Origin of the sequence: Micromonospora costi (genome assembly GCF_003626655.1) — a bacterium.
In the GTDB taxonomy this organism is placed as follows: domain Bacteria; phylum Actinomycetota; class Actinomycetes; order Mycobacteriales; family Micromonosporaceae; genus Micromonospora; species Micromonospora costi.
In genome coordinates, this window is sequence record NZ_RBAN01000001.1 from 195,543 (window position 1) to 221,201 (window position 25,659).

The window sequence follows — 25,659 nt, forward strand, 5'->3', positions numbered from 1 at the left end:
TTGACGATCCAACACCCAGCACTGAAACTTCCATTCATTCATGTACTTCCATGAGTCGATGGAGGACTCCCGTGATCCGACGTATCGGCACCTTTCTCGCCGCCATGGCACTGACCGTCGTCAGCACCGTGGTCGGCGTCACCGTCACCACCAGCGCGGCACACGCCGACGGCTGTTACACCTGGGGACGCACCCTGTCCGAGGGGATGTCCGGTGACGACGTCCGGCAGCTGCAGATCCGCGTCTCCGGCTACCCGGGCTACGGCGCCGTCCTCACCATTGACGGCGCGTACGGCCCGGCCACCCGCGCCGCGGTGCAGCGCTTCCAGCAGGCGTACGGCCTCTCGGCCGACGGCATCGCCGGACCGCAGACCTTCAACAAGATCTACGCCCTGCAGGACGACGACTGCACCCCGGTCAACTTCAGCTACGCCGAACTCAACGACTGCAACAGCGACTGGTCGGGTGGTGCGGTGTCGGCCAGCACGGCCAAGTACAACGCCCGCGTGGCCATGTGGAAGCTCCAGGCCATGCGGCACGCGCTCGGCGACCAGCAGATCGTCGTGACCAGTGCGTTCCGCAGCTACGCGTGCAACAACGCGGTCGGCGGGTCGTCGACCAGCCGGCACCTCTACGGCGACGCCGTCGACCTCGGCGCCGGGCCGCACTCGCTGTGCCGGCTCGCCCAGCAGGCCCGCAACCACGGCTTCAACGAGATCCTCGGCCCCGGCTACCCCGACCACAACGACCACACCCACGTGGCGCACAAGTCGACCCGGACCTGGTCCGCGCCGAACTGCGGGATCTGACGCGCACCGCCGGCCCGTCGCCGGAGATCGTGCCCGGACATGGAAGTAGTGGCCTCCCCGCCTCGGGGAGGCCACTACTTCATCGATCGTGCGTGATCATGGCCGCGCGACCACGACGGCGCGACCACGACCGCGCGGCCGCGACCGGGCTCGCGACCACGACCGCACGGCCGCGACCGCGACCGCCGGTCGGCTACTCGGCGGCGGCGGACGGGCCCGAGTTCGTGCGGGAGCCGACCACGTCGAGGATGTGGGACACCGCCTCCGGGATCGGTACCCCGTTGCGCTGGGACCCGTCTCGGTAGCGGAACGACACGGTGCCGGCGGCCACGTCGTCGTCACCGGCGATCACCATGAACGGGATTTTCTGCTGCTGCGCCGTACGGATCTTCTTCTGCATGCGGTCGTCGCCGGCGTCGACCTGGGCGCGGATGCCCTCGGCCCGCAGCGCGGCCACGAAGCCGTGCAGGTAGTCGGTGTGGTCCTCGCGGATCGGGATGCCCACGACCTGCACGGGGGCGAGCCAGGCCGGGAACGCGCCCGCGTAGTGCTCGGTGAGCACCCCGAAGAAGCGCTCGATCGACCCGAAGAGCGCCCGGTGGATCATCACTGGCCGCTGGCGGGTGCCGTCGGCGGCCTGGTACTCGAGCCCGAACCGCTCCGGCTGGTTGAAGTCGACCTGGATGGTGGACATCTGCCAGGTCCGGCCGATGGCGTCCTTGGCCTGCACCGAGATCTTCGGCCCGTAGAAGGCCGCGCCGCCCGGGTCGGGCACCAGCTCCAGGCCGGACTGCTCGGCCGCCGTGCGCAGCGCCTCGGTGGCCTCCGCCCAGTCCTCGTCGCTGCCGATGAACTTCGGCGAGTCGTCCCGGGTGGACAGCTCCAGGTAGAAGTCGTCCAGGCCGTAGTCGCGCAGCAGGTCCAGCACGAAGGTCAGCAGGGTGCTCAGCTCACCGGGCATCTGCTCGCGGGTGCAGTAGATGTGCGAGTCGTCCTGGGTGAGCCCGCGTACCCGGGTCAGGCCGTGCACCACGCCGGACTTCTCGTACCGGTAGACCGTGCCGAACTCGAACAGCCGCAGCGGCAACTCCCGGTAGGACCGCCCGCGCGCCTTGAAGATCAGGTTGTGCATCGGGCAGTTCATGGCCTTGAGGTAGTAGTCCGCGCCCTCCAGCTGCATGGGCGGGAACATGGTGTCCGCGTAGTACGGCAGGTGGCCGGAGGTCTCGAAGAGGTGGGCCTTCGTGATGTGCGGGGTGTTGACGAACTCGTAGCCCGCGTCCTCGTGCCGGCGGCGGGAGTAGTTCTCCATCTCCCGCCGGATGATCCCGCCCTTGGGGTGGAACACCGCGAGACCCGAGCCGATCTCGTCGGGGAAGCTGAACAGGTCGAGGTCCGCGCCGAGCTTGCGGTGGTCGCGCCGGGCGGCCTCCTCCAGGAGCTTCAGGTACGCCTTGAGCTCGTCGCGGGTCGGCCAGGCGGTGCCGTACACCCGCTGCAGCTGCGGGTTCTTCTCCGACCCCCGCCAGTACGCGGCGGCCGAGCGCATGAGCTTGAACGCCCCGATGAGCCGGGTGTTCGGCAGGTGCGGGCCGCGGCACAGGTCCGACCAGCAGACCTTCTCCTCGTTGGCGGCGAGGTTGTCGTAGATCGTCAGCTCGCCACCGCCGACCTCCATCACCTCGGAGGAGTCCAGCCCCTCCCCCTTGATGTCGATCAGCTCCAGCTTGAACGGCTCGGCGGCCAGCTCGGCCCGGGCCTCGTCGAGGCTGCCGAACCGGCGGCGCCGGAACCGCTGCCCGGACTTGATGATCTCCTGCATCCGCTTCTCGAGCTTCGCGAGGTCGTCCGGCTGGAACGGCTTGTCGACGGCGAAGTCGTAGTAGAAGCCGTTCTCGATGGGCGGGCCGATGCCGAGCTTGGCCTCCGGGAAGACGTCCTGCACGGCCTGGGCGAGCACGTGCGCGGTGGAGTGGCGCAGCACGTTCAGCCCGTCCGGCGAGTCGATGCTGACCGGCTCCACCTCGGCGTCGGTCGCCGGCCGCCAGTCCAGGTCGTGCAGCTGGCCGTCCCCGTCGCGGACCACCACGATCGCCTTGGGGCCGGCCAGGGGCAGCTCCGCCGCGGCCACCGCGTCGGCCGCCGTCGTCCCGGCGGCGACGACGACGGGGTCGGCCACGGCGGGGGTACGGGGTGCGGACACGGTGACTCCTCACAGCAGACGGCACGAACGGGCCGGTACGGCCCCCGCCGATGCTATCGGTCGCCCCGTCCGCCCCGACCGCCGACGCCTCAGCCGCGGAACGCGCCCCCGTCACCGTTGAACCTTTCGCGTCCGCCGGCCGAACTACCGGGTGTGGCCGGAGACCGGTGCCGGCCCCGTGGACACGGATGGGGAGCGACATGGCGATGACCCGAGGGAACCGTCGACGCCGGGCCGGGGCGCTCGCCGCCCTGGTGGGCGTCGCGGTGCTGAGCGGGCCCGGCGCCGCGTACGCCGCGGAGGTGACGACCACGCCGGGCCAGGCCCGGCAGGGCGACGCGGTGCGGCTGGAGTTCGTGGTGCCCGAGGAGCGACCCGGCACCCGCACCCGCCAGATCGAGATCCAACTGCCGGCGGACGCCCCGATCGCCGAGGTGTACCCGATGTCGGTGCCCGGCTGGGCCCCGCGGATCAGCTCCCGCACGCTCGACGAGCCGGTGGCCGGTATGCACTCGTCCGGGGTGAGCACGGTCACCACCGCGGTGACCTGGATCCGGGTCGGCGAGGACACCGCCGGGCCGGCCCGGCTGCCGCTGTCCATGGGGCCGCTACCCCGTACCGACCGGCTCGCCTTCCCGGTGGTCCAGACGTACGCCGACGGCACCGTGGTGCGCTGGGCCGGAGCGGCCGGGTCGCACCCGGCCCCCGTGCTCACCCTGCTGCCGGCCGACCCGGCCGCGGCGGGTGGGCCGGCCGGGCACGCGGGTCACGGCGGCGCCCCGGCCGGCGGGTCGGCCGGGCACGGGGGTCACGGCGGCGCTCCGGCCGGCGGGTCGGTCGGTGCCGGTGCGGCGCCGGGAGACGCCGCCGCGGCCGCGCCCGCCGGCGTCGGGGACGCGGGCGCGGCCGGCGACGCGGGCGCGACCGACCGTGCGGGCACGGCCGGGCACGCGGGAGGCGGAAACGCGGACGCCCTGCTGGCTGCGGGCCTGCTCGCGGGCCTCGGCGGCGGCGCGGCGATCGGCTGGCTCGCGAGCCGCTGGCGCCGCCGCTCCCCCAACCCCTCGCCGACCGACACCCCCACCCCCGACTCCGCCCTCCCCCCGGAGGACCCGCGCGTCGATCATGAAGTTGTTGCCGCGACACGCCGAGGTTGAGGGCGATAACTTCATGATCAACAGGCCGAACGTGGAGGGGGCCGGTCAGGGGAGCCAGGGTGGGAGGGGTTCGCGGGTGGCCAGCCAGTCGGCCGGTACGCCGCCCGGGGTGCCCACGCCGGCGTACGCGGCCACGATCCCGCCCACGATGGCGGCCGTGGTGTCCACGTCCCCGCCCGCCGTGACGCAGTCCCGGATCGCGGCCGGGTAGTCGTGAAGGTGCGTGGCGGCGACCCACAGGGTGAAGCCGACGGTGTCCTGCGCGGTGACCCGCGCGCCGTTGCCGAGCACCCCCACCACGCGCGGCAGCGGGTGGCCGAGCAGGTCGCCCGCGCGGCGTACGCGCCGGTACACCTCGGTGCCCGGGTCCAGCGCGGCGGCCACCCCGGCGAGCAGCCGGGGCGCGGCCGGCCGGTCCCCGTCGAGCCGGCCGCGGGCGGCCAGCGCGGCGGCCACCGCCACCGCGACCGCGCCGGCGATCCCCTCGGGGTGGGCGTGGGTCACCTCGGCCGACGCGCGGGCCTCGGCCGCCGCCCGGGACGTCGAGTCGGCGAAGTACGCCCCGACCGGCGCGACCCGCATGGCCGCCCCGTTGCCGCAGGAGCCCTGCCCGTCGAACGCGGACGCGGCGGCGACCGGCCAGGGCGTGCCGGTGCGGATCAGCCGCAGGATCGTGACGGCTCCCGGGCCGTAGCCCCGGTAGGGCTCGGCGCGTTCGGCGAACGCGAGGGCCAGCCGGTCCCGGTCCACCCGGCCCGACTCGGCCAGCTCCGCCACCACCGAGCACGCCATCTCGGTGTCGTCGGTCCACTCCCACGGCGGCGGCGGGAGCAGCCCGGCGGCCAGGTCGCCCGGGTGCCGGCCCGGGACGAAGAACTGCGAGCCGAGCGCGTCGCCGACGGAGAGACCGGCGAGGCTGTCCCGGGCGAGCGCCAGGCGGGTGTCGGCGAAGAGCGTGAAGGACATCGTCGTACCAGCTTGCCGGGTTCCCAGGTGCGCCGCAACGCGATCAACTTGCCACGCCAAGTACCGTCTTGGGGTGGCCACCGTGCTCCTGGTCGAAGACGACCACGTCGTACGCGGCGCGATGCTGCGATCCCTCGCCGATCGGGGGCACGCCGTGCACGCCGTCGGCACGGCGCTGGACGCGCTTCGCCGGGTGGCCGCCGAGACCCCCGACCTCGTGGTGCTCGACCTCGGCCTGCCCGACCTGGACGGCTCGGACGCGCTGCGGATGCTGCGCGGCATCACCGACGTGCCGATCATCATCGCCACGGCGCGCGACGACGAGCAGTCCGTGGTGCGGCTGCTGCGCGCCGGCGCCGACGACTACATGGTCAAACCGTTCACCGGGGCCCACCTCGACGCCCGGATCACGACCGTGCTGCGCCGCGCCGGCCGGGCCAGCCGGGCCGTCCAGCCGGCGGTGCACGTCGTCGGCGGGCTGCGGGTGGACGTGGGTGAGCGCAGCGCGCACCTCGACGGGGAGCCGCTGGCGCTGACCCGCAAGGAATTCGACCTGCTGGCGTATCTCGCCGCACGTCCCGGACGGGTAGTGTCCCGCCGGGAACTCTTGGAGGAGGTATGGCGGCAGCCATCGGTCGGCGAGGATCAGACAATCGACGTTCACCTCTACTGGCTGCGCCGCAAAATGGGCGAGTCCGCGGCGAAGCCACGCTACCTGCGCACCGTGCGGGGGGTCGGCTTCCGGCTGGTGGCGCCGGACTGAGGAGTTCGCTGGCCCGGCTCACGGCCGGCGTGTGCGCCGCGGTGGCGCTCGCCTTCCTCGTCCCCCTCGCGCTCAGCCTGGGCGACCGCGCCCGGGAGGAGGCGATCGCCGACGCGGCGCGGCGCAGCGCCCTGGTCACCGGCGCGTTGGCGGTCAGCACCGAACCGGCGGTGATCGAGCGGGCGGTGGCGGCCAGCGGCGGCGACGTGGCAACCAGGCCCGTGGTGTACGGGCTCGACGTCGACACGGGCAGCGGCCGCGCCGCCCCGGAGGATCTCGACCGGGCGCGCGCGGACCGGCGTTCCCTCGTGGCCGACGTGGCCGGCGGTGTGGTCCGCCTCGACCCGGTGGTGCTCGGGGACCGGGTCGCGGTGGTCGAGGTCTTCGTGCCCGACGCCGCCCTGGGCGAGGGCGGCGGCCGGCGCTGGCTGCTGCTCGGCGCGGTCGCCGCGGTCCTCGTCGGCGCGGCGGTCGTGGTGGTCGACCGGGTCGCCGCCCGTACGGTCGACGCCACCCGAGGGCTGGTGCAGGGGGCGCTCGCGATCGGCGACGGGGACCTGGGAGCGCGGGTGGAGCCGAGCGGGCCGCGGGAGCTGGCCGAGGCCGGGCACGCGTTCAACCAGATGGCCGAGCGGCTGGTCGCCGCCCGCGCCGACGAGCACGAGCTGGTCGCCGACCTGTCGCACCGGCTGCGTACCCCGTTGACCGCGCTGCGGCTCGACGCCGAGGCGCTGGAGTCCGACGACACGAGCATCGGCACCTTCAGCGAGGCCGAGCTGGACCGCCGGCGCGGGATCCGGCGGATCCGGCAGGCGATCGTGACCCTCGAAGGCGAGGTGGACGTCCTCATCAAGACCACCCGCAAGGCGGTCACCCACGACGCCGGGCCCGCCACGTGCGACGTGAGCGAGGTGGTCCGGGACCGGATGGTGTTCTGGTCGGCCCTCGCCGGCGACCAGAACCGCCCGCACAAGGTGTTCGGGGCGCAGTTGCGCATCCCGGCTCCGGTGCCCCGTGCCGAGCTGGCCGCGGCGCTGGACGCAGTGATCGGCAACGTCTTCCGCTACACCCCGCAGGGCACCGCGTTCGAGGTCGCCGTCTCCCGTCGCGACGGGTACGTGGCGATCCGCGTCGACGACGCGGGCCCGGGCATCGCCGACCCGGACCGGGCCCTGCGCCGCGGCACCAGCGACCAGGGGTCCACGGGGCTGGGGCTGGACATCGCGAAGCGGGTGGCGTTGCAGGCCAAGGGCTCGGTGAGCATCGACCGGGCCCGGCTCGGCGGGGCGAGCGTGGTGATGCTCCTCGCCGACCCGGAGGCGACGCCCCGGCCGGTGAACCGGTTCGGGCTGGTGGGTCGCATGGCGCGGGAGGGCCGGGACCAGAAGGGCACCGGTCGCCGCTGGCCCCGGCCGCGCCCCGGCGAGCGCTGAGGCCGGTTGTGGGGCGGCGCAAGTCTTCCTTAGATCCGGGTTAACGGCGCGGCCGGTGGGCCGGGCGGCTGGGACGATCGGGGTACGAACCCATCAGTTCCACCGGTGAGCGCACTACGCACCCACTTCACCGGTGGGGCCGTGCGCGCGGCGGGAGATCGGTCCCCCCACACCTGCTCCCGCCGCGCGCCCACCCCTCAGGAATCAGCGCCCGGCCGTCGCGACGTACGCGTCGATCTCGGCGGCGATGCGCTGCTTGCCGGCGGCGTCGAGGAACGAGGCGTCCACCGCGGCCCGGGCCAACGCCGCGACCCCCTCCGGCCCGACGCCGAGCAACCGGGCGGCCACCGCGTACTCGTCGTCGAGGGTGGTGCCGAACATCGGCGGGTCGTCGGAGTTGATGGTCACCAGCAGTCCCGCCTCGACCAGTCGCGGCAACGGGTGCTCGTCGAGGGTCGCCACGGCCCGGGTGCGCACGTTCGAGGTGGGGCAGACCTCCAGGGCGATCCGCCGCTCGGCGAGGTACGCCATCAGTTCGGGGTCGTCCGCCGCGGCGATCCCGTGCCCGATCCGCTCGGCGCCGAGCTCGCGCAGCGCGTCCCAGATGGTCTGCGGGCCGGTGGTCTCCCCGGCGTGCGGCACGGACCGCAGGCCGGCCGCCCGCGCCTGGTCGAAGTACGGCTTGAACTGCGGCCGGGGTACGCCGATCTCCGGCCCGCCCAGCCCGAAGCTGACCAGGCCGTCGGGGCGTTCCTCCAGCGCGATGCGCAGCGTCTCCTCGGCCGAGGCCAGGCCGGCCTCGCCGGGGATGTCGAAGCACCAGCGCAGGTCGATGCCGAAGTCGGCCTCGGCCCGCTTGCGCGCGTCCTCGATGGCCTCGCAGAACGCCGGCGCCGGGATGCCCCGCCGTACGTGGGAGTACGGGGTGATGGTCAGCTCCGCGTAGCGGACCTGCTGGCGGGCCAGCTCGCGGGCCACCTCGTGGGTGAGGATCCAGACGTCCTCCTGGTCGCGGATCAGGTCCACGACGCTGAGGTAGACCTCGATGAAGTGGGCGAAGTCCCGGAACTCGAAGTAGTCGACGAGCGCCGCCGGGTCGGCCGGCACCGGGCTGCGCCCCTCGTGGCGGGCGGCCAGCTCGGCCACGATGCGGGGCGAGGCGGAGCCCACGTGGTGGACGTGCAGCTCCACCTTGGGCAGTCCGGCGATGAAGGTGGACAGGTCGGTCACTGGTTCTCCTCGGCACGGGCGCCGGTGCGGGCGACGACGAACACGCGGCGGAACGGGAAGTACACCTGACCGTCGCGGGCCGGGTACGCCTCAACGAGGCGTACCTCCAGCTCGGCGCGGAAGTCGGCCCACCGCGCGGCGTCCAGTGCGGCGCGGACCGGGCGCAGCGCCGTCCCCTCCATCCAGGCGAGCACGGGGTGCGCGGCGGCAGGGCGGGCCGGGAGCAGGTGCACGTACGTAGTCTCCCAGGCGTCCACCGCGCAGCCCGCTCCGGTCAGCAGCGCCGCGTAGCCGGCCGGGTCGTCGACGGGGGCCTCGCGCAGCAGCGGCAGCAGGTCGTCCCGCCAAGCCGGCCGGCGGGCGACCTCGCGCAGCGCCCGGTGCGACGGCGCGTCGAAGTTCCCCGGCACCTGCACCGCGAGCCAGGCGCCCGCCGGCAGGTCGTGCGCCCAGCGCCGCAGCAGTTCCCGGTGCTCCGGGACCCACTGCAGGACCGCGTTGGTCACCACCACGTCGACGTCGGGCGTGGGCCGCCAGTCGCGTACGTCGCCGACGGCGAACTCGACGGGGGCGCCCAACGCCGTGGCCTGCCCGATCATCTCCGGCGACGAGTCCAGCCCGACCACGCGGGCGGCCGGCCAGCGCGCGGCCAGGGTGGCGGTGAGCTGGCCGGGGCCGCAGCCGAGGTCGACCACGGTACGCGGGCCGTCGGCCGCCACCCGGGCGACCAGGTCGTGGAACGGCCGTGACCGTTCGTCGCCGTAACGCAGGTACGTCGCCGGATCCCACATGAGCGCCTCCAAACAAACCGTACGTCCGTCTTGTTTACCGTACGGGGCGTCGGCCCGCCCGGGCAACCCGGGTCTAGGCTCGGTGTCATGGAGCAGCGCACCTTCCCCCGACTCGGGCGGACCGTCGGGATCATGGGCCTCGGCGCCTGGCAGCTCGGCGCCGACTGGGGCACGGTCACCGAGGACGACGCGATGGCCGTCCTGGCCGCCGCCGTGGACGCCGGAGTCACCTTCCTGGACACCGCCGACGTGTACGGCGACGGCCGCAGCGAGCAGCTGATCGGCCGCTTCCTGCGTACGCGTCCGGACGCCGGCCTCACCGTGGCCACGAAGATGGGCCGCCGGGTCGAGCAGCGGCCGGAGGCGTACACCCTGGCGCACTTCCGCGAGTGGACGGACCGGTCCCGGGCGAACCTCGGGATGGACACCCTGGACCTGGTCCAGCTGCACTGCCCGCCCACCGCCGTCTTCGCCGACGACGTCGTCTTCGACGCCCTCGACACGCTCGTCGCCGAGAAGGCCATCGCCGGGTACGGGGTGAGCGTGGAGACCTGCGACCAGGCGCTCACGGCCATCGCCCGGCCCGGCGTGGCGAGTGTCCAGATCATCCTCAACGCCCTGCGCCACAAGCCCCTCGACCGGGTCCTGCCGGCCGCCGCGGAGGCCGGCGTGGGCATCATCGCCCGCGTGCCGCTGGCCAGCGGGCTGCTGTCCGGCCGGTACGACGAGCACACCACGTTCCCGCCGGACGACCACCGCGCCTTCAACCGGCACGGCGAGGCGTTCGACGTCGGCGAGACGTTCTCCGGCGTCGACTTCGACCTGGGGCTCGCGGCCGTACGCCGGCTGGCGCCCCTGGTCGGTCCGGGCCGCACCATGGCGCAGTTCGCGCTGCGCTGGGTGCTGGACCAGCCGGGCGTGACCGTGGTGATCCCCGGCGCGCGCGACGCCGGGCAGGCCCGGGGCAACGTGGCGGCGGCGGACCTGCCGCCGCTCTCGCCGCAGGAGCTGTCCGCCGTCCGCGAGGTGTACGACGAGCTGATCCGCCCGCAGGTGCACGACCGGTGGTGACCCGCCCGCCCCGGGTCCTCGCCCCCGCGACCCTGTCCGGGGATGCTGGAGACCCGGGGCGCCGGAGAGGGGGTACGCCGTGAGGGGCTGGTTCCTGCTCACGCTCGGCCTGCTGGCCGTGGTGATCGGTGCCGTCTGGACGGTGCAGGGTCTCGGCTTCGTCGAGGGCAGCGTGATGACCGGCGAACGGATCTGGGTGGTGGTCGGCCCGGTGGTGTCGCTGGCCGGGCTGGTGGCGCTCTGGATCGGCCTGCGGTCCCGCCGCCGACGCCCCTGACGCCTCGAACGGCCGGGCGGCCAACGGGAAAGCCCCGCATCCCGGACGGGATACGGGGCTCCACTGTTGATCCGAAGGTGGATCAGCCCAGTGGCCGGCGGGGGCCGGCCGGCACTGCTCAGAGGGGGCGGACCTGCTCAGCCTGCGGGCCCTTCTGCCCCTGAGCGATCTCGAACTCCACCCGCTGGTTCTCCTCCAGCGTGCGGTAGCCGCTGGTCTGGATGGCCGAGAAGTGGACGAACACGTCAGCACCCCCGCCGTCGACGGTGATGAAGCCGAAGCCCTTGTCAGCGTTGAACCACTTCACGGTTCCCTGCGCCATGTGTATCTCCTTCTAAAACTGGCGGCCGAGCACGCTGCGGCCGATTGGCCGTTTTCGAGCAGCGGCGCCTGAGGCGGCCCCCGGTGAAGGAGACTTCTCTCAACCCACGCCATCTCTCAACAGCGTGGAACAGCAAACCACGTACGCAAAAACTCTGCACAGCCTACCCGACGAAATTCTCCGACATGTGACCTGACGGATGCCCGAGATCCGCTGGGTGGGTCCTCTCGACCATGCGAAAGGACCCCTTACCGTCGATGCGGCAAGGGGTCCCGTGCACAGTCCGTCACTGCGGCCAACGCCCTGTGAGCCGGCGTACGCCCACCGCGCCGCCGCGGTCGACCGCCGCCCGTACGACCGCGAAGATGGCGCCCTGCAACGCGGCGGCCGCGAGGATCTCGCCCCAGTGGCGGTCCTCGTCGGTGGCGTCGGGCGCCTCGCCGTCGCCCGCGGTGAGCTTCCAGACCTGCCGGAAGATCGCGCCGGCGACCGTGCCGGCGGCGATGCCGAGCAGCACGCCGACCGGCTTGTAGGCGGCCCTGCTGATCGCCTTGCTCACCTGCGCCTCCCCTGGATGATCAGCAGCACGACGGCGACCGCCGCCGCACCGGCGGCGACGGCCACCCACGGCGCCGGGTTGCGCCGCATCATCTCGCCCTGTTGGGACATGTCGGCGCGGGCCAGGCCGGTCATCTCCGCCGCCTGGGCGCGCATCCGGGCCACGGCCTGCCCGGCCTGTTCCCGCATCCGCTGCCGCGCCTGGTCGGCGGACTCCCGGAGCCGGGCCTTGACGTCGGCCTTGGCGGCCAGCAACTCCATCGTCTCGCCCAGCTCGACCCGGGTCCGCCGGATCTCCTCCCGCAGCGCCTCGGTGTCGCCGCGGCCGTTGCCCATCATGACCGTCCCCTGTCCTTCACCGCGGCCGCGACGGTGTCCACGTCCGCCCGCAGGCTGCGGACCGTCGCCGCCGGGACCGGCGGGACCGCGCGGCTGACCTGCTGCTTGCCGACCAGTGCGAGGATGCCGGCGAGCAGGAAGAGGCCGACCGCGATGAGGAGCGCGGCGGCCCACGCCGGCAGCACCAGGTCCAGCAGCAGCACCGCGGTGACGACCAACGCACCGAGGCCGTAGAACGCCAGCGCCCCGCCGCCGCCGAAGAGGCCGATGCCGATGCCAGCGTGCTTGCCCTTGCGGGTCAACTCCGCCCGGGCCAGCGCCAGCTCGTCCCGCACCAGGCGGGAGATCTGCTCGGTGGCCCGCTGCACCAGCTCCGCGGTGGAGGGCTCGCTCCCGTCGCGGGATGTGCGGGCGTTCGCCACGTCAGCCATGCTGTCCTCCTTTCATCATCACCGCGCTGTATGCCCGGAGTCGCCGCTCGCCAATCCTGTGCGTGGTCCGCCGGACCTGTGGAGAGACGTCCGGCAGCAGGTCCCCCGCAACGCGCGCGTCAAACCTCCCGGATCGGGCGACTCAGCGCAGCCGCCGCACCGACCCCCCGCCACAGAGAACGCGTCCACCCGCCGGCAGGACACTCCCGGTACGCCGGATCGCGGGCGGCGGTCGGCCCGATCGCGGCCGTCAGCGGCGGGACGGCGCGGGTTCGTCGGGGCCGACGAACGCTTCGCTGCGGGCGTCGCCGTCGTCGCTGCCGCCGAAGAGCCGGGCGTCGTCGGGCACGTCCCCGTCGGCCAGCCGGCGGGCCGGGCGGCGCGGCTGCACCCACTGCCAGGGCAGGTCGCTCCCGGCGTCGCCCAGTTCGGTGCGTACCCGGGGCATCGCGGTGGGACGCTGGTCGCGCACCCAGGCGACCAGGTGCTCGCGGACCAGGCAGCGCAGGTCCCAGAGGCTGCCCGCGTCGGCGGCGCTGACCAGGGCGCGGATCCGGACCGTGCCGCCCGTCGCGTCGGTCACCTGGAGCACGCACACCCGGCCGTCCCACAGGTCGGTGCTCTCCACGAGGCGCCGCAGCTCCTCCCGCATCGCCTGCACGGGGACGGCCCAGTCGACGTCGAACTCGGCCGTGCCGAGCACCGCGGCCTCGGTCCGCGTCCAGTTCTGGAAGGGCTTGCTGGTGAAGTACGAGGTGGGCAGGATGAGCCGCCGGTCGTCCCAGATCTGCACCACCACGTAGCTGAGGGTCAGCTCCTCGATCCGCCCCCACTCCCCCTCGACGACCACCACGTCGTCGAGCCGCACGGCGTCGCTGAAGGCCAGCTGCAGGCCCGCGAAGACGTTGCCGAGCAGGCTCTGCGCGGCCAGGGCGGCGACCGCGGCGACCACACCGGCGCTGGTCAGCACGCCGGCGCCGATGCCCCGCACGCTCGGGAAGGTCATGAGCATCACGCCGACGGTCAGGATCACGATGACCGCGATGGTCAGCCGGCGCAGCATCACCACCTGGGTGCGGACGCGCCGGGCGTGCCGGTTGTCCGGCACGTCGACCCGGAACCGGGCGAGCGCGGTGTCCTCGACCACGACCAGCAGCGCGGCGACGAGCCACGCGACGCTCGCGATGACCGCGAGCAGCAGGAGGTGCAGCAGGGCCTGCCGCCACCCGGTGCCCACCGCGTAGCCGGTGGTGAACCGGACGGCGAACTGCACGGCCAGCACGGTGGCGGCCACCTGGAACGGGTGGTGGGCGTGCTCGGTCAGCTCCGTCATCACCCGCGACCGGCGGCCGAGCCGGCGGTTGACGCGGTGCACCACCGCGGCCACGAAGAGGGCGGTCGCCGCCGCGGCGAGCGCGGCGGCGACCGTTTCGAGGTAGTTCTGCACGGACGTCCTCCCTCGGAACGAGCACCACAGGTTCGGGCAAAAGCCCCATGGTGCCCGGTGTCACCGGTATCGACCAGGTCAGACCTTGCGGTACCGGGACTGGAGGAAGCAGTAGACCCCGAAGGCGGCGATGCCGAGCGCGACGAGGGTCAGCAGCACGGTGCCGTAGGACTGCTCACGCAGCGTCCGCAGCGCGCCGTCCAGGCCACGGGCCTTCTCCGGGTCGTACGTCACCGCGGCCGCGATCACCAGGACGCCCGCGATGGCGTACGCGACGCCCTTGGCCACGTAGCCGGCGATGCCCAGGCGACGGGCGAGCTTGTGGGTGCCGGGGCTCATCTCCCCGGTCTTCAGGTGCTTCTCGAAACGCTTGACGAGCCCGTAGATCACCAGCCCGACGCCGATCGCGGCGAGGACGAGCCCGGCGAGACCGACGAGCCACCGCCCACCGGAGGACTCCATGGCGCGGCCGGTGAGCGCCTCCTGCTGGTCGGCGCTGTTCGAGCCGGCGTCGGAGAAGACCTTGTACGCGGTCCAGGCGAAGTAGAGGTAGACCAGGGTCCGCCCGAGCGAGGCGAGGCGTTCCCAGGTGCGCTCCCGGCCGCGCTCCGCGCGGTGCCCGACGGCCGCCTCGAGCGCCTGCCAGATCGCCATGGCGAGCAGGCCCACGGCGGTCGCCACGACCAGCGCCTTGCCGAGCGGCTGGGCGGCGAGCGTCCGGAGGGCTCCGGACTGGTCGCCGTCGTCGGACGAGTTTCCGAACGCGATCTGCAGGGCCAACCAGGCGAAGAGCAGGTGCACGATGCCGTAGCCGATGAACCCGGCCCGGGCGAGGAGTTCCAACCAGCGGCTGTCAGCCGTACGGGAGGCGGTGGCTCCGGCGCTGTGGGTCAGTGACATGCGGGTCACAATCTCCGCCCGCCGTGATCCTCAAACGTCGGCCGCCACCTTCCCGACACCGACGCGAGCAGGGTCTGACTAACCGAGGCGGCGCCGCCAAGACTCGTCGTCGACGACATGGCATTCTGCCTACTTGTCGCAGGCGCATTTGCCGGGAAATGTCTCTACGCTCACGCGTTCAGAAGGCGACGCCTTCTCGGCCTGCGGGCGAGGAGCAGCATCGTGGTCGGGCCACCGTTGACGGAGTAGGAGGCGGTCCAGCCGGCCTGCGGCGCCTCCGTGACCTGGCACAACGAGCCCGCGGTGACGGTGACGGCTTCGGCCGGTCCGCCCGAGGCGGGCAGCGTCACCGTCTGGTCGGACGGAGTGTCGCATTCGATTCGGGCGGTGAAGTCCGCAGGCGGTGAGACCGGCGTGGCGTCGATTCGCTTGACCAGCTGAACGGTGCCCGTCTGTACCGCGATCCGTCAGAAGTCGTTGGTTATCGTGCCGCTGATGGTCGTCCCGCGCGAGATCACCACCGTGGAGGGTGAGCACGTGCTCCATTGCCCACGTTGAGCCCGGCTCGCGGGTCGGAGGGTGTTGCCCGAAGTTGCGCGTACCCGGGGGAGGCCAGGAGGAGGGCGCCGGCTGTCACGGCGGCGACCACACCGGCTTGGACACCCGCCCGGTCCAGCCGCACGTTCCTCTTCGAGTTCATTCGTCACTCCACGCTGAGGTGCGACAACGACGACCGCCCGTCCAGTGGGCATGTTCAGGTCGAAGACTTCCGGTACCTTTTCGTCACCACTGGCTCGCCGTCGCACCAACGCAAGATCCACAAGTTGCATTGACTGATATGCTGCTCTCGCCGTACCTCTGGAGGAGAGACGCCGAAGTGAAGAAACTATCAAGCGTCGCGTCCGTGCTCGTACTCTCAGTTGGAATCGCTATTGCCCCGGCAGCGTCCGCCCACGCGGCTACGGACAGGAGCGGGGCGGAACGGCTGAGCATCCCGAACAGCAGTGCGTGCAAGGCGGGCCGCACGGTCATGCAAGGCATGGTGGCAGGTCCAGGCGGCCAGCTTTACATCGTTTTCACCAAGGCAGCCGGCGCGGAGCCTGTCCTGTCCAGATGGTTGCGTGACGGCTCGACCTGGGACGGCGCCAGCTGGGTCTGCGCCGGGGCGCCCACCTCCATTCCCACACTCGGCCACGGTAACGACCTCGCCTACAATCCGAACTATCTGGGCCAGGGCCCGGCACTGATCGCCACCCAGGGGAGCCAGTCCGCGTTTCCGAGCGACAAGGTGACAATCGTGCGCCTGAACGTCGACGGATCTTTTGGCGCAACCGGGGAAGTGCGGCTACCGATAGGCAATATCAGCGGCCTCTGCTACAGCGCGACGGCTGCCGGCGGAGCCGGCAAATATGCTGCCCGACGGCTGGGTAGCCTGTGGACCCATCCTGGCGCCGGTGCGCTCACGAGCGGATGGACGCTGGTGAAGAGCAACCTGACGAGTCACGATAATCGTTCCGACCAAGGCATCGACTGCTCTGAGAACTATATCTGGAACACCAAGTCAATCAACACCTCAACGCCCGCTACCGGGTGGAACTGGGTATACCAGTACAACTGGTCTGGAGGCGATGTGGAGAGCGACATCGGAATTCCGGGGAACAACCTGACCGACGAAATCGAAGATGTTACCCACGTGGGGAGCGAATTCTTCGTCGGCATCAACCGAAACGACGGGCTAGCCGACTCCGTGAAGGTGCTCATCGAATAAATTCGAGCAGTCGTAGTCTGTTGACGTATCTCCGGGAGACTTGGCTAGCTTTGTCGGTTTAACCGAGAAGGAGCCTCGCAGGACGCGCAAAACTGACAATGGGCGCCTCCTGGCTGGCCTGCGACGGGCGCATTGCGTGAGTTTTCCGGCGGGTGTATTGCGGGCGTCCGGACCCCTCCCTCGGCGACCCGTGTCGCCTCAGCTCAGGTGTCTGGGAAACCGGGGGAAGCTCACCGGGTCCACGGTGGTGCTGGCCCCGCCTCCGGACCCCGGCGACATTGTCGGCGATCTCTCCGGTCCACGCACCGCCACCAGCGTCGTCCGCCCTCGCGCTGGCGCGCCGTGCCGAAGCTGCTCCCCGATCAGCCGGGAGACCCTCGACGGATCAGAACCTCTCCCAATGACCCACGCCTCAACGGGCCGGCAGCGCCGGTCGTATGAGGGTGAAGGCGCGGTCCAGTAACGCTGCCCGGTCGGCGGTGCCGTCGGAGCGCAGCCATTCATGCGAGACGGTGTCCAGGGCAGCGGTGGCGGCGTTGGTCAGCAGGTCCGCGGTGAACGCGTCGAGCCCCGCGTCGGGTCGATCGCGTAGCGCGTCGCTGACCTGCTGCCGCCAGTGCGCGCGTTTTTCGTGCAGGCGTGCGCGCAGTGACGGTGTCGACTCGATCAGGCGAACGCTGGCCAGAGCCTGCTCGGACGCGTGGATCTGCTGCTGCCACCGGCGCAGCACCTGGTGCAGCGAGTGCCACGGGTCCTCGTCGCCGGGACGGGCGTGGATGTCGTCGACGACCTGCTCGCCGGTGACGTCGACGGCGGCGAAGACCGCGTCCTCCTTGGCCGGGAAGTAGCGAAAGAAGCTTCGCTTGGTCAGCCCGGCGGTTTGGGCGATCTCGTCGACGGTGGTCTGGTCGAAGCCTCGCTCGGCGAACAGCCGCAGCGCTATGTCGGCGAGCTCGGCTCGCACCGCCCGCCGCGTACGCTCCCGCAACCCCGCCACGCACCCAAGGCTACTTCACAACACCAGATGACAAACATGTCACCTGGTGTCGTACAGTGGCGGCCATGACGGAACCATTGCGTGGCAAGACGGTCCTGGTGACCGGCGGCACCGGCGGAATCGGCAAGCAGACCGCCCGAGGGCTGGCCCGCCTCGGCGCCCGCGTCCTGGTGGTCGGACGCGACCCCGGTCGGGCGCGGAAGGCCGTCGAGGAACTGCGCCGCGACACCGGCAACGACCAGGTGGACTCGCTGACCGCGGACGTAACCCATCGACGGGACCTGCACCACTTGGCCGACCAGGTAAAGGACCGTCACGGGACCCTCGACGTGCTGATCAACAACGCGGGCGTGACCATGGCGCGGCGGGAACTGACCGAGGACGGCGTCGAGACCGCCTTCGCCGCGAACGTGCTCGCGCCGTACATCCTGATCCACCGGTTGCTGCCGGCACTGACCCGCGCGACGCCGGCCCGAGTTGTCAACATCACCGGCGGCGTCCCACGCGGCCGGATCGACCTGGACAACCTGCAAGGCGAACGGTCGTATGTCGGGCTGTCGTTCTACAACCAGACGAAGCTGGCGCTGATGGCGATGAGCTACACATTCGCCGAGCGCCTACGCGGCAGCGGAGTAAACCTCAACGTGGCGTATCCCGGACACGCGTACACGTCGATGAACCAGAGCCTCACGATCGACGCGTACCCACCCGCAGCGCGCCCGATCGTGCCGCTGCTACGGCTGCTGATGCCGGTCCTCTACGGACAACGCGCCCTGGTCAAGGCCTCCCGGTCCAGCATCTACCTGGCATCGAGCCCTCACGCCGCCGACCTGCACGGCACCTACATCAACAGCAAATGCCAGCGCACCCCATGGCCCACCGCCGTGCTCGACCAACGCAACCGCGACGCCATCTGGACACTCTGCGAAAAGCTAGCCAGCTGACACGCGTGACGGCCGCTCCCGGGGGGGGGCGAGCACCGCCCGCCACGTCGGCAGAACGACAGGCAGAACTCGGGCGACAAGGTGCGGATCCGATGCGACATTGATCACATACGCATCTGGAGATCGTCCGCTGAGCTGCGTGATCTCCATCCGTCCTGGTGACCGGTCCGGCTGTGGAAACGCGCGCGGTATCGCAGTGAAACGCGCTGATGAACACAATCAGACGGTTCAAGATCAGCGCGTTGGACTGGAGACGATCCCTATGCGACAACGCCGACTACTGGCGTACGGCACACTTGGCGTCACGCTCGCGACGCTGCTCATCGCACCGAGCCACGCCGCCGCCCAGCCCCTGGCTGCGGCCCCGGCGAGCGCGCCGGTGCCCGGCGCCGCCGGGCTGGAGCCCACGCGGAAGGTGACCCTGTTCACTGGCGACCAGGTCACCGTCAACGGCACACAGCTGTCCGTCACTCCGCGAGCAGGCGTCCACTTCGCGCGCTTCCGGCGGGACAAGGCTGACTACATCGTCCCGTCCGACGCCATCCCGCTGTTGAAGGCGGACCGGTTGGACGAGCGGCTGTTCAACGTCACCGCGCTGCTGGAATTCGACTTCGACACGCTGGACCACCTGCCGCTGGTGGTCTCCGACGCGATTGCCGTACGCGGACTGGCCGCCGGACCGGAGTTGGAGGCCGTGGACGGCTTTGCCACGAAGGTGCCGATCGCCGATCTGGCGAAGACCTGGCAGACCACTCGGACGTCGCTGACCAAGGGCAAGATCTGGCTCGACGGGGTCCGGAAGTCTGCGCTGGACGTGAGCGTGCCGATGACCGGTGCGCCCGGAGCGTGGGCGGCCGGCTACGACGGCACCGGGGTGACGGTCGCGGTGCTCGACACCGGCATCGACGACACCCACCCGGACCTCGCCGGCAAGGTGATCGCGCGGAACAACTTCGTCGCCGAGCATGAGACCGGCCTGGACCTGAACGGGCACGGCACGCACGTGTCGTCGACCATCGCGGGTAGCGGCGCGGCGTCGGGCGGCAAGTACAAAGGGATGGCGCCGGGCGCGTCGCTGATCGACGGCAAGGTGTGCTGGAACGTGCAGGGCGCGGGCATGTGCTCGGACTCGGCGATCTTGGAGGGAATGCAGTGGGCGGCCGAGTCGGGCGCCAAGGTGGTCAACATGAGCTTGAGCGGGCCGGACGAGCTGGGCGTCGACCCGCTTGAGCAGGCGATCAACGAGCTGTCGGCTGAGTACGGCACGTTGTTTGTCTGTGCCGCGGGCAACTGGGGCGGCTCCACCTTCCAGGTCGGCTCGCCGTCCACCGCGGACGCGGCGCTCTCGGTGGCGAACTTCGACAAGACCGGCGAGCTGGGCTGGGGCTCGCTGCACGGCCCGCGGATCGGTGACTACGGCGTCAAGCCGGAGATCGGGGCGCCGGGCACCGACATCACTGCGGCCCGGTCGCCCGGCGCCCTGGACCACCTGCCTGCGGGGCAGTACGTGACGATGAGTGGCACCTCCATGGCCACACCGCATGTGGCGGGCGCTGCCGCCATGCTGGCCCAGTCGCACCCGGACTGGAGGGGTACGCAGGTCAAGGAGGCGCTGATGGCCAGCGCCATACCGAACCCGCAGTACGACGTGTTCGCCCAGGGCGCCGGCTTCCTGAACGTGGGCCGGGCGCTGAGCCAGCCGCTCACTGTCAGCCCCGCCGCGCTGAGCATCGGAGCGCTCGAGTGGCCGCATACTGAGGCCCCCAGCGCGCGGACGATGACCTACCACAATCGCGGCGACCAGCCGGTGACCCTTGATCTGGCACTGGCCGGCAACGCACCGGACGGGCTGCTGACGCTGAGCGCGCAGACGCTGACCGTTCCGGCCCGAGGCGACGCGAGCGTCGAGGTCATCGCCGACGAAAGAGTGGCCAGCGCCTACGGCTTCTACAGCGGACGGCTGGTGGCCACCGGTGGTGGTGCCACGCTGCAGACCCCGTGGAGCGTCTATCTCGAGCAGCCAGCGGCGACTCTGAAGATCTCCGTCATCGGCAGGGACGGCGGTGCGCCCGGCACGGTGATGGTCAACCTTTCCAACCCCGACCCGGCGATCTACGAATTCCACACGTTCTACACGGCGAGCAACACGCTGCGGGTGCCGCTGAACACCACGTGGCACGTCGCGGCGTACGTGCTGAACGATGACGGCACGACCGCGCTGCTGACCAACAACAAGGTCGTGGTGACCGCGGACCGGGAGTTGGTGTTCGACGCCCGCAACGCGCGGCCGCTGGACATCACCGTCCCGGACCGCACGGCGAGCGCATACGACGCTTCAGCAGTGGTCAACCGCGCGGCCGACGGGTACCCGACGTACGAGGGGCTCTCCGGCGATCCCGCCACCATCCTCACCGCCGACGAAGGCCCGACCGGCCTGCCTGGCGTGATCACCCAGGTCCAGGCGGTATTCCAGGCGCCAGCGAAGAAGAGCAACGCGCCGGACGTCTACCAGATCGGTTGGCGTACCGAGGGCTCCTTCATCAACGGCCTGACCAAGCACGTGCCGCGGCGGGAACTGGCCACGGTGGACGTCGACTACGCGCAAAACGCGACCGGCGTGGCCGCGTGGCGCACCAACAACATGCCCGAGCCGTCCATCCCCGGCGACTACCCGGCCAGCAGCCAGCTGCCGCCGGTGTCGACGCCGGCCCACCGCACCGAGTACTACAGCGGCGACGTACCGTGGCGGTCAGGAATCGTCGAGAAGACCATCGCGGACGACCTGTGGATCCTCGACCTGGCGCAGAAGCAGGACCCGGACTACCAGCCAGGCCGCCGCTACCACGAGCGCTGGAACGGCGCGGCGCTGAACACCACCCTCGCCCCGGTCAGCACCGGCAACCAGGCCGTGGTGCGGCAGGGCAACGGCATCTGGGCAAACTTCAGCGGCTACGTCGACAGCGACGGCCACATCGGTTGGCTGCACACGATGACCGGCAACCGCCTTGGTCTGTACCAGGGGGATGCCCTGCTGGGCGAATTCACCGGCGTTTTCGGCACCTTCGGCAACTGGGAGGTGGCCGCCGAGGCAACCACCTACCAGATGCGGTACTCGTTCGACCTGCCTGACCCGTACCGGCTGTCCCGGCGGTTGGAGTCGGTATGGACCTTCACGACGTCGGCCGACCAGGAGGGTGAGCTACCGCTCACCTCGATCGGGTTCCAGCCCGAACTGGCGCTGGACAACAGCAGCCAGGCCGGGACCAAGCTGACCATCCCGCTGACGTTCGCTCAGCAGGCGACGGCGGGCCGGGTGACGTCAGCGGAGGTGTCGGTGTCGTACGACGACGGCACCACCTGGGTGTCGGTCCCGACCACGGAGAAGAACGGGAAGTACACCGCGGAGGTGCGGCAGCCGAAGGACAAGACCGGGTTCGTTTCACTACGGGCGACCGCTGCGGACAGCAAGGGCAACACGGTCACCACCACCGTCCATCGGGCGTACGAGCTCAAGTAACGGTGTCAACGCCTGCGGGGGTCGGGCAGGGATCTGCCCGACCCCCACGCCAGGGCTCCAGGCGCCAGACGGTCAGCCGCTTCCTCGGTCCGATCGGCCGGTGGCTGAGAGATTCCCGTGGCTGCAGGCGAGGGCCGAGGAGAGCGGCGCACGGTCAGGCGGTCAGCTGCCGGAGCAGCTCGGCCGAGTCGTGCAGGTTCGTCATCTGGACGAATCGGCCGTCACGGACCTTGTAGATGGCGTACTCGACAATCTTGAAAGAGGCGCCGGAGGCTGGGACACCGAGCCACTCCTTCACCGGGGTGCCGGTGTTGATGGCGCGGACGGCGATGCCGTCCCGGTCGATCAGCAGTTCGTCGACCTCCCAGTTAATGTCCGGAACGGCGTCGGCGATCCCCTTCAGGACCGTGACGACGTCGTCGCGGGTGCCGGGCTGGCCGCCGAGCAGCACCTGGTCGTTGATGAACTCGTCCATGCGGTCGAACTCGTGGGCGTTGAGCGCCTCGGCGTAGCGCATGTACCAGTCACGCAGATCACTCTCGGTCATGGTGTTCCTCTTCCCCCTAGGCCGCGAAGAGCGGCTATGAGCTGGCCAAACTTCTGCACCGATCGGTGCAGAATACGACCGTATCACTTCGGCACCGATCGGTGTCGAAGCTGTAGGATGTGGCAATGAGCACGTCACAGATCGGCCGCCCACGGGCGTTCGACGCCGAGGCGGCGCTCGAGAAGGCGATGATGGTCTTCTGGGCGCAGGGTTACGAAGGTGCCAGCCTCACCGACCTGACCGAGGCCATGGGTATCTCCCGTAAGAGCCTGTACGCGGCCTACGGCAACAAGGAGGATCTGTTCCGCAAGGCGTTGCAGCGCTACGCGGAAGGGCCCGGTGCCTACATCGCCGAGGCGCTGCAGGCACCCACCGCCCGCGAGGTCGCCATGGCCTTCCTCGCTGGCGCAGCCCGTGCCAACACACTGCCCGGACTCCCCGCCGGCTGCCTCGGTGTCCAGGGCGCACTGGCCGCCGGCGAAACCGGACGAGTCGCCCGCGACACCCTGGCCGAGTGGCGTGCCCACGGCGAAGCGCTGCTCCGCGACCGGTTCCGGCGGGCCGTCCAGGTGGGCGACCTGCCCGCCAGCGCTGACCCGGAGAAGATCGCCCGCTACGTCATGACGATCGCGAACGGCGTGGCCGTACAGGCAGCCGGAGGCGCGACATGCGAGGACCTGCAACAGGTGGCCGACGCAGCTTTGCGGAACTGGCCACCGGCCTGACGATGCGGTCCCACAGCGGCCGCCCGAAGGTCATCGACGATGACTCGCTCACCGTCGCCCTCGCACTCAAAGGCCAGCACCTCGCCACCCTCGGAATCTACGTCCGGCTCGGCGAGGAGATCTCCGCCCGCATCACCGCCGAGAACGACGAGCACCACCGGCGGCACCGATGCTGATCCTGCATCCCGCGTACCGCGATCGAGGGAAACGGCGAAGTCGCTCCTCGGCAGCTCTCCACCGTGCGGCAACCACCCAGGTACCGGCCTAGATCAACTGCGTGGTGTTGTCTTTGGTCTTCAGCACCGGCCTCGGACGCCGAGGTCGCGGCCGTCCGCGCCGAGCTGCACCGCGTCGACCCCAAGGCGTCGGGTTACCTGCAGACGGCCGGGTGCTGCTCGGCGCCGGCCTCGCCGCGTCGGGCACAGCAGCAGGCGCACGCGTACCCGTATTGGCGTGGCGGTGCGGTCAGCCCTCGGCGTTGGCCGACACCTGCACCTTGACCTGCTGGTCGGTGACGCTGTCGAGGGTGACCGCGAACCCGCCCACCTCGGCGGCCTGCTGGCCCGTGGTCAGGGTGAGCTGCTCGCCGGCGACCTCGATGGTCACCTGGTCGCCCTGCACGCCGACCAGCTTGGCCTCGACGCCGAGGATGCTCGCGTTGGCGTCGACACCGCGCTCGAAGGTGACCGTGCAGGCGTTGATGCCGCAGTCGGTGGAGGCGCCCTCGGAACTGCAACCGGCCAGCAGGGCGACGCCGAGCGCCAGGCCGGCCAGCACGCCGGCGGCGCGGCGGGTGGGGGTCAGCGGGGAGTTACCGGGTCGGTTCGTCACCTGGACAAGGGTACGAGACGCCCGCCACGGGGCAGTCCGGCGACGGCGGTAGGGTCGCGGCATGCCGTTCGACATCAACCGGGTCCGGGCCGGCTACCCCGCCCTGGCCGAGGGTTTCGTCCACTTCGACGGTGCCGGAGGCACCCAGACCGCCGCGCCGGTGATCGACGCGGTCGCGGGCGCCATGCGGGCCGCGTCCGGCAACCGCAGCACGGCGTTCCGCCCGGGCCAGCGGTCGCTGGAGCTGGTGGCGCAGGCCCGCTCGGCGGTGGCCGACCTGGTCGGCGGGGACCCGGCCGGTGTGGTGCTCGGGCCGAGCGCGACCGCGCTGCTCTACACGCTCGCCCGTACGCTCGGCGCGGGCTGGCGTCCGGGCGACGAGGTGGTGCTCTCCCGCCTCGACCACGACGCGAACGTGCGGCCCTGGGTGCAGGCCGCCGAGGCGGCCGGGGCGACGGTGCGGTGGGCCGAGTTCGACCGGGCCACCGGCGAGCTGCCCGCCGACCAGTACGCCGACCTGGTGAGCGAGCGCACCCGCCTGGTGGCGGTGACCGGGGGCAGCAACGCCATCGGCACCGTTCCCGACGTGCCGGCGATCGCGAAGATCGCGCACGCCGCCGGCGCGCTGGTGTGCGTGGACGGGGTGCACGCGGTGCCGCACGCGCCGACCGACCTGGCCTCGCTCGGCGCGGACGTGCTCGTGACCAGCGCGTACAAGTGGTCCGGGCCGCACCTGGCCGCCATGGTGGGTGACCCGGGGTGGTGGGAGACGCTGCGCCCGGCGAAGCTCATCCCGTCGTCGGACGCGGTGCCGGAGCGCTTCGAGTACGGCACGCCGAGCTTCCCGCTGCTCGCCGGGGTGGCGGCCGCCGTGGACCACCTGGCGGGGCTGGACCCGGCGGCGACCGGTGACCGGCGGGCGCGGCTGCGCGCCGGCCTGACCGCCGCGCAGGCGCACGAGGAGGCCCTTCTCGACCGGCTGCTCACCGGGCTCGCGCCGCGCGACGCCGTCACCGTCTACGGCTCCCCTGCCCGGCGCTGGCCGACGGTCTCGTTCCGGGTGGCCGGGATGTCCCCGGCGCAGACCCAGGCGGCGCTCGGCGCGGCCGGCTTCTGCCTCTCCGCCGGCGACTACTACGCCTACGAGTACTTCACGGCCATGGGGCTGCGGGACACCGGTGGCGCGGTGCGGGCCAGCGTCTACCACTACAACACGGCGGACGAGGTCGACCGGTTGCTCGCCGAACTCGACCGGCTGGTGGCCGCCGGGTAGACAATGACCGGGTGAGCAGCCTGGTCGAGGACAATCCCGCCAAGCGCCGGTTCGAGATCCTCGTCGACGACGCGCTGGCGGGGTTCGCCGCGTACGAGCAGCCCCAGGGTGAGGTGCTGGTCTTCACGCACACCGAGGTCGACCCGCGGTTCCAGAACATGGGCGTGGGTGCCGAGCTGATCCGCCGGACGCTCGACCAGGTGCGCGAGCGGGGCGGCCGGGTGGTGCCGCAGTGCCGTTTCATGGCCGGCTTCATCGACCGCCACCCCGAGTACTCGGCCCTGGTCACCGACCAGCCCTGACCCGCCGGGCGCGGCGGGTCAGGGCCAGCGGCGGGTCAGGGCCAGCGGCGGACCGGCC

27 protein-coding genes are annotated in these 25,659 nt (G+C 71.5%); 13 read left to right on the top strand and 14 right to left on the bottom strand.

Features of this window, described 5'->3' with window-relative positions; genetic code table 11:
- Positions 1-71 precede the first annotated feature (71 nt).
- Positions 72-809, top strand: a complete 738-nt coding sequence (locus D7193_RS00900) for a D-Ala-D-Ala carboxypeptidase family metallohydrolase (protein ID WP_241562770.1) — start codon at positions 72-74, stop codon at positions 807-809.
- Between the two features lie 193 nt (positions 810-1,002).
- On the opposite strand, the gene thrS is transcribed toward D7193_RS00900, so the two are convergent.
- Positions 1,003-3,012, bottom strand: coding sequence for a threonine--tRNA ligase (gene thrS / locus D7193_RS00905; protein WP_120777479.1), 2,010 nt, complete (start codon positions 3,010-3,012; stop codon positions 1,003-1,005).
- Between the two features lie 206 nt (positions 3,013-3,218).
- Between thrS and D7193_RS00910 the strand changes: the two genes are divergently transcribed.
- Positions 3,219-4,169, top strand: a complete 951-nt coding sequence (locus tag D7193_RS00910; RefSeq protein ID WP_120779153.1) for a YcnI family protein — start codon at positions 3,219-3,221, stop codon at positions 4,167-4,169.
- Between the two features lie 45 nt (positions 4,170-4,214).
- On the opposite strand, the gene D7193_RS00915 is transcribed toward D7193_RS00910, so the two are convergent.
- Positions 4,215-5,135, bottom strand: a complete 921-nt coding sequence (locus D7193_RS00915) for an ADP-ribosylglycohydrolase family protein (RefSeq protein ID WP_120777480.1) — start codon at positions 5,133-5,135, stop codon at positions 4,215-4,217.
- A gap of 73 nt (positions 5,136-5,208) precedes the next feature.
- On the opposite strand from D7193_RS00915, the gene D7193_RS00920 reads away from it, so the two are divergent.
- The gene (locus tag D7193_RS00920; RefSeq protein ID WP_120777481.1) at positions 5,209-5,898 is read left to right on the top strand and encodes a response regulator transcription factor; all 690 of its coding nucleotides are present in this window, start codon (positions 5,209-5,211) and stop codon (positions 5,896-5,898) included.
- An 8-nt stretch (positions 5,899-5,906) separates the two neighbouring features.
- Positions 5,907-7,331, top strand: coding sequence for a HAMP domain-containing sensor histidine kinase (locus D7193_RS00925; RefSeq protein ID WP_421930403.1), 1,425 nt, complete (start codon positions 5,907-5,909; stop codon positions 7,329-7,331).
- 204 nt (positions 7,332-7,535) lie between these two features.
- Here the strand turns inward: D7193_RS00925 and D7193_RS00930 are convergent, their stop codons facing one another.
- Together D7193_RS00930 and D7193_RS00935 are read right to left on the bottom strand one after the other, a co-directional pair.
- On the bottom strand, positions 7,536-8,561 hold the full coding sequence (locus D7193_RS00930; RefSeq protein ID WP_120777483.1) for an adenosine deaminase: 1,026 nt from the start codon (positions 8,559-8,561) through the stop codon (positions 7,536-7,538).
- Entirely contained in the window at positions 8,558-9,352 is a 795-nt protein-coding gene (locus D7193_RS00935) for a trans-aconitate 2-methyltransferase (RefSeq protein ID WP_120777484.1), read from the bottom strand. Before D7193_RS00935 ends, D7193_RS00930 begins: the two co-directional genes overlap by 4 nt.
- Positions 9,353-9,439: 87 nt before the next feature.
- Here D7193_RS00935 and D7193_RS00940 point away from each other — a divergent pair, with 87 nt between their 5' ends.
- Both D7193_RS00940 and D7193_RS00945 read left to right on the top strand, forming a co-directional pair.
- Positions 9,440-10,423, top strand: a complete 984-nt coding sequence (locus D7193_RS00940; RefSeq protein WP_120777485.1) for an aldo/keto reductase — start codon at positions 9,440-9,442, stop codon at positions 10,421-10,423.
- Positions 10,424-10,502: 79 nt separating this feature from the next.
- Complete coding sequence (locus D7193_RS00945; RefSeq protein WP_120777486.1) at positions 10,503-10,700, top strand: hypothetical protein; 198 nt, start codon at positions 10,503-10,505, stop codon at positions 10,698-10,700.
- A gap of 118 nt (positions 10,701-10,818) precedes the next feature.
- On the opposite strand, the gene D7193_RS00950 is transcribed toward D7193_RS00945, so the two are convergent.
- The 7 genes from D7193_RS00950 to D7193_RS34785 all read right to left on the bottom strand — a co-directional run bounded on the left by D7193_RS00950 (position 10,819) and on the right by D7193_RS34785 (position 15,161).
- Entirely contained in the window at positions 10,819-11,022 is a 204-nt protein-coding gene (locus tag D7193_RS00950; protein ID WP_011905669.1) for a cold-shock protein, read from the bottom strand.
- Between the two features lie 286 nt (positions 11,023-11,308).
- Positions 11,309-11,569: a DUF4235 domain-containing protein gene (locus D7193_RS00955; protein WP_377456429.1), complete on the bottom strand. Its 261-nt coding sequence runs from the start codon at positions 11,567-11,569 to the stop codon at positions 11,309-11,311.
- An 8-nt stretch (positions 11,570-11,577) separates the two neighbouring features.
- Positions 11,578-11,919, bottom strand: a complete 342-nt coding sequence (locus D7193_RS00960; protein ID WP_120777488.1) for a DUF3618 domain-containing protein — start codon at positions 11,917-11,919, stop codon at positions 11,578-11,580.
- Positions 11,916-12,350 carry a phage holin family protein gene (locus D7193_RS00965; RefSeq protein ID WP_120777489.1) on the bottom strand — a complete coding sequence of 145 codons (435 nt, stop codon included), beginning with the start codon at positions 12,348-12,350 and terminating at the stop codon, positions 11,916-11,918. Before D7193_RS00965 ends, D7193_RS00960 begins: the two co-directional genes overlap by 4 nt.
- Before the next feature lie 250 nt (positions 12,351-12,600).
- The gene (locus tag D7193_RS00970; protein WP_120777490.1) at positions 12,601-13,797 is read right to left on the bottom strand and encodes a mechanosensitive ion channel family protein; all 1,197 of its coding nucleotides are present in this window, start codon (positions 13,795-13,797) and stop codon (positions 12,601-12,603) included.
- 78 nt (positions 13,798-13,875) lie between these two features.
- Positions 13,876-14,697, bottom strand: coding sequence for a DUF1206 domain-containing protein (locus D7193_RS00975; protein ID WP_120777491.1), 822 nt, complete (start codon positions 14,695-14,697; stop codon positions 13,876-13,878).
- A 170-nt stretch (positions 14,698-14,867) separates the two neighbouring features.
- Positions 14,868-15,161, bottom strand: coding sequence for a DUF5979 domain-containing protein (locus tag D7193_RS34785; protein ID WP_421930404.1), 294 nt, complete (start codon positions 15,159-15,161; stop codon positions 14,868-14,870).
- Positions 15,162-15,727: 566 nt separating this feature from the next.
- Between D7193_RS34785 and D7193_RS33150 the strand changes: the two genes are divergently transcribed.
- Complete coding sequence (locus D7193_RS33150; protein WP_158674750.1) at positions 15,728-16,465, top strand: hypothetical protein; 738 nt, start codon at positions 15,728-15,730, stop codon at positions 16,463-16,465.
- 412 nt (positions 16,466-16,877) lie between these two features.
- On the opposite strand, the gene D7193_RS00985 is transcribed toward D7193_RS33150, so the two are convergent.
- Positions 16,878-17,462, bottom strand: a complete 585-nt coding sequence (locus tag D7193_RS00985) for a TetR family transcriptional regulator (protein ID WP_206611833.1) — start codon at positions 17,460-17,462, stop codon at positions 16,878-16,880.
- Positions 17,463-17,560: 98 nt separating this feature from the next.
- Between D7193_RS00985 and D7193_RS00990 the strand changes: the two genes are divergently transcribed.
- Entirely contained in the window at positions 17,561-18,406 is an 846-nt protein-coding gene (locus D7193_RS00990) for an SDR family NAD(P)-dependent oxidoreductase (protein WP_206611834.1), read from the top strand.
- Positions 18,407-18,668: 262 nt separating this feature from the next.
- Complete coding sequence (locus D7193_RS00995) at positions 18,669-21,923, top strand: S8 family serine peptidase (RefSeq protein ID WP_120777494.1); 3,255 nt, start codon at positions 18,669-18,671, stop codon at positions 21,921-21,923.
- 154 nt (positions 21,924-22,077) lie between these two features.
- Here D7193_RS00995 and D7193_RS01000 read toward each other — a convergent pair whose 3' ends face one another.
- Positions 22,078-22,470, bottom strand: a complete 393-nt coding sequence (locus D7193_RS01000; RefSeq protein ID WP_120777495.1) for an ester cyclase — start codon at positions 22,468-22,470, stop codon at positions 22,078-22,080.
- Positions 22,471-22,595: 125 nt separating this feature from the next.
- Between D7193_RS01000 and D7193_RS01005 the strand changes: the two genes are divergently transcribed.
- Both D7193_RS01005 and D7193_RS34010 read left to right on the top strand, forming a co-directional pair.
- Entirely contained in the window at positions 22,596-23,195 is a 600-nt protein-coding gene (locus D7193_RS01005; RefSeq protein WP_120777496.1) for a TetR/AcrR family transcriptional regulator, read from the top strand.
- A gap of 2 nt (positions 23,196-23,197) precedes the next feature.
- Positions 23,198-23,371, top strand: coding sequence for a hypothetical protein (locus D7193_RS34010; RefSeq protein ID WP_241562771.1), 174 nt, complete (start codon positions 23,198-23,200; stop codon positions 23,369-23,371).
- 289 nt (positions 23,372-23,660) lie between these two features.
- On the opposite strand, the gene D7193_RS01015 is transcribed toward D7193_RS34010, so the two are convergent.
- Positions 23,661-24,026: a hypothetical protein gene (locus D7193_RS01015; protein WP_120777497.1), complete on the bottom strand. Its 366-nt coding sequence runs from the start codon at positions 24,024-24,026 to the stop codon at positions 23,661-23,663.
- Between the two features lie 61 nt (positions 24,027-24,087).
- Between D7193_RS01015 and D7193_RS01020 the strand changes: the two genes are divergently transcribed.
- Entirely contained in the window at positions 24,088-25,299 is a 1,212-nt protein-coding gene (locus D7193_RS01020; RefSeq protein ID WP_120777498.1) for a cysteine desulfurase-like protein, read from the top strand.
- 11 nt (positions 25,300-25,310) lie between these two features.
- Complete coding sequence (locus tag D7193_RS01025; RefSeq protein ID WP_120777499.1) at positions 25,311-25,601, top strand: GNAT family N-acetyltransferase; 291 nt, start codon at positions 25,311-25,313, stop codon at positions 25,599-25,601.
- The last annotated feature ends 58 nt before the right edge of the window (positions 25,602-25,659 follow it).

Coding starts and splice junctions, on each gene's coding strand:
- D7193_RS00910 (WP_120779153.1), top strand. CDS start 3,219: ATGACCCGAGGGAACCGTCGACGCCGGGCCGGGGCGCTCGCCGCCCTG.
- D7193_RS00915 (WP_120777480.1), bottom strand. CDS start 5,135: ATGTCCTTCACGCTCTTCGCCGACACCCGCCTGGCGCTCGCCCGGGAC.
- D7193_RS00935 (WP_120777484.1), bottom strand. CDS start 9,352: ATGTGGGATCCGGCGACGTACCTGCGTTACGGCGACGAACGGTCACGG.
- D7193_RS00940 (WP_120777485.1), top strand. CDS start 9,440: ATGGAGCAGCGCACCTTCCCCCGACTCGGGCGGACCGTCGGGATCATG.
- D7193_RS00950 (WP_011905669.1), bottom strand. CDS start 11,022: ATGGCGCAGGGAACCGTGAAGTGGTTCAACGCTGACAAGGGCTTCGGC.
- D7193_RS00960 (WP_120777488.1), bottom strand. CDS start 11,919: ATGATGGGCAACGGCCGCGGCGACACCGAGGCGCTGCGGGAGGAGATC.
- D7193_RS00965 (WP_120777489.1), bottom strand. CDS start 12,350: ATGGCTGACGTGGCGAACGCCCGCACATCCCGCGACGGGAGCGAGCCC.
- D7193_RS00975 (WP_120777491.1), bottom strand. CDS start 14,697: ATGTCACTGACCCACAGCGCCGGAGCCACCGCCTCCCGTACGGCTGAC.
- D7193_RS33150 (WP_158674750.1), top strand. CDS start 15,728: ATGCAAGGCATGGTGGCAGGTCCAGGCGGCCAGCTTTACATCGTTTTC.
- D7193_RS00995 (WP_120777494.1), top strand. CDS start 18,669: ATGCGACAACGCCGACTACTGGCGTACGGCACACTTGGCGTCACGCTC.
- D7193_RS01000 (WP_120777495.1), bottom strand. CDS start 22,470: ATGACCGAGAGTGATCTGCGTGACTGGTACATGCGCTACGCCGAGGCG.
- D7193_RS01005 (WP_120777496.1), top strand. CDS start 22,596: ATGAGCACGTCACAGATCGGCCGCCCACGGGCGTTCGACGCCGAGGCG.
- D7193_RS34010 (WP_241562771.1), top strand. CDS start 23,198: ATGCGGTCCCACAGCGGCCGCCCGAAGGTCATCGACGATGACTCGCTC.
- D7193_RS01020 (WP_120777498.1), top strand. CDS start 24,088: ATGCCGTTCGACATCAACCGGGTCCGGGCCGGCTACCCCGCCCTGGCC.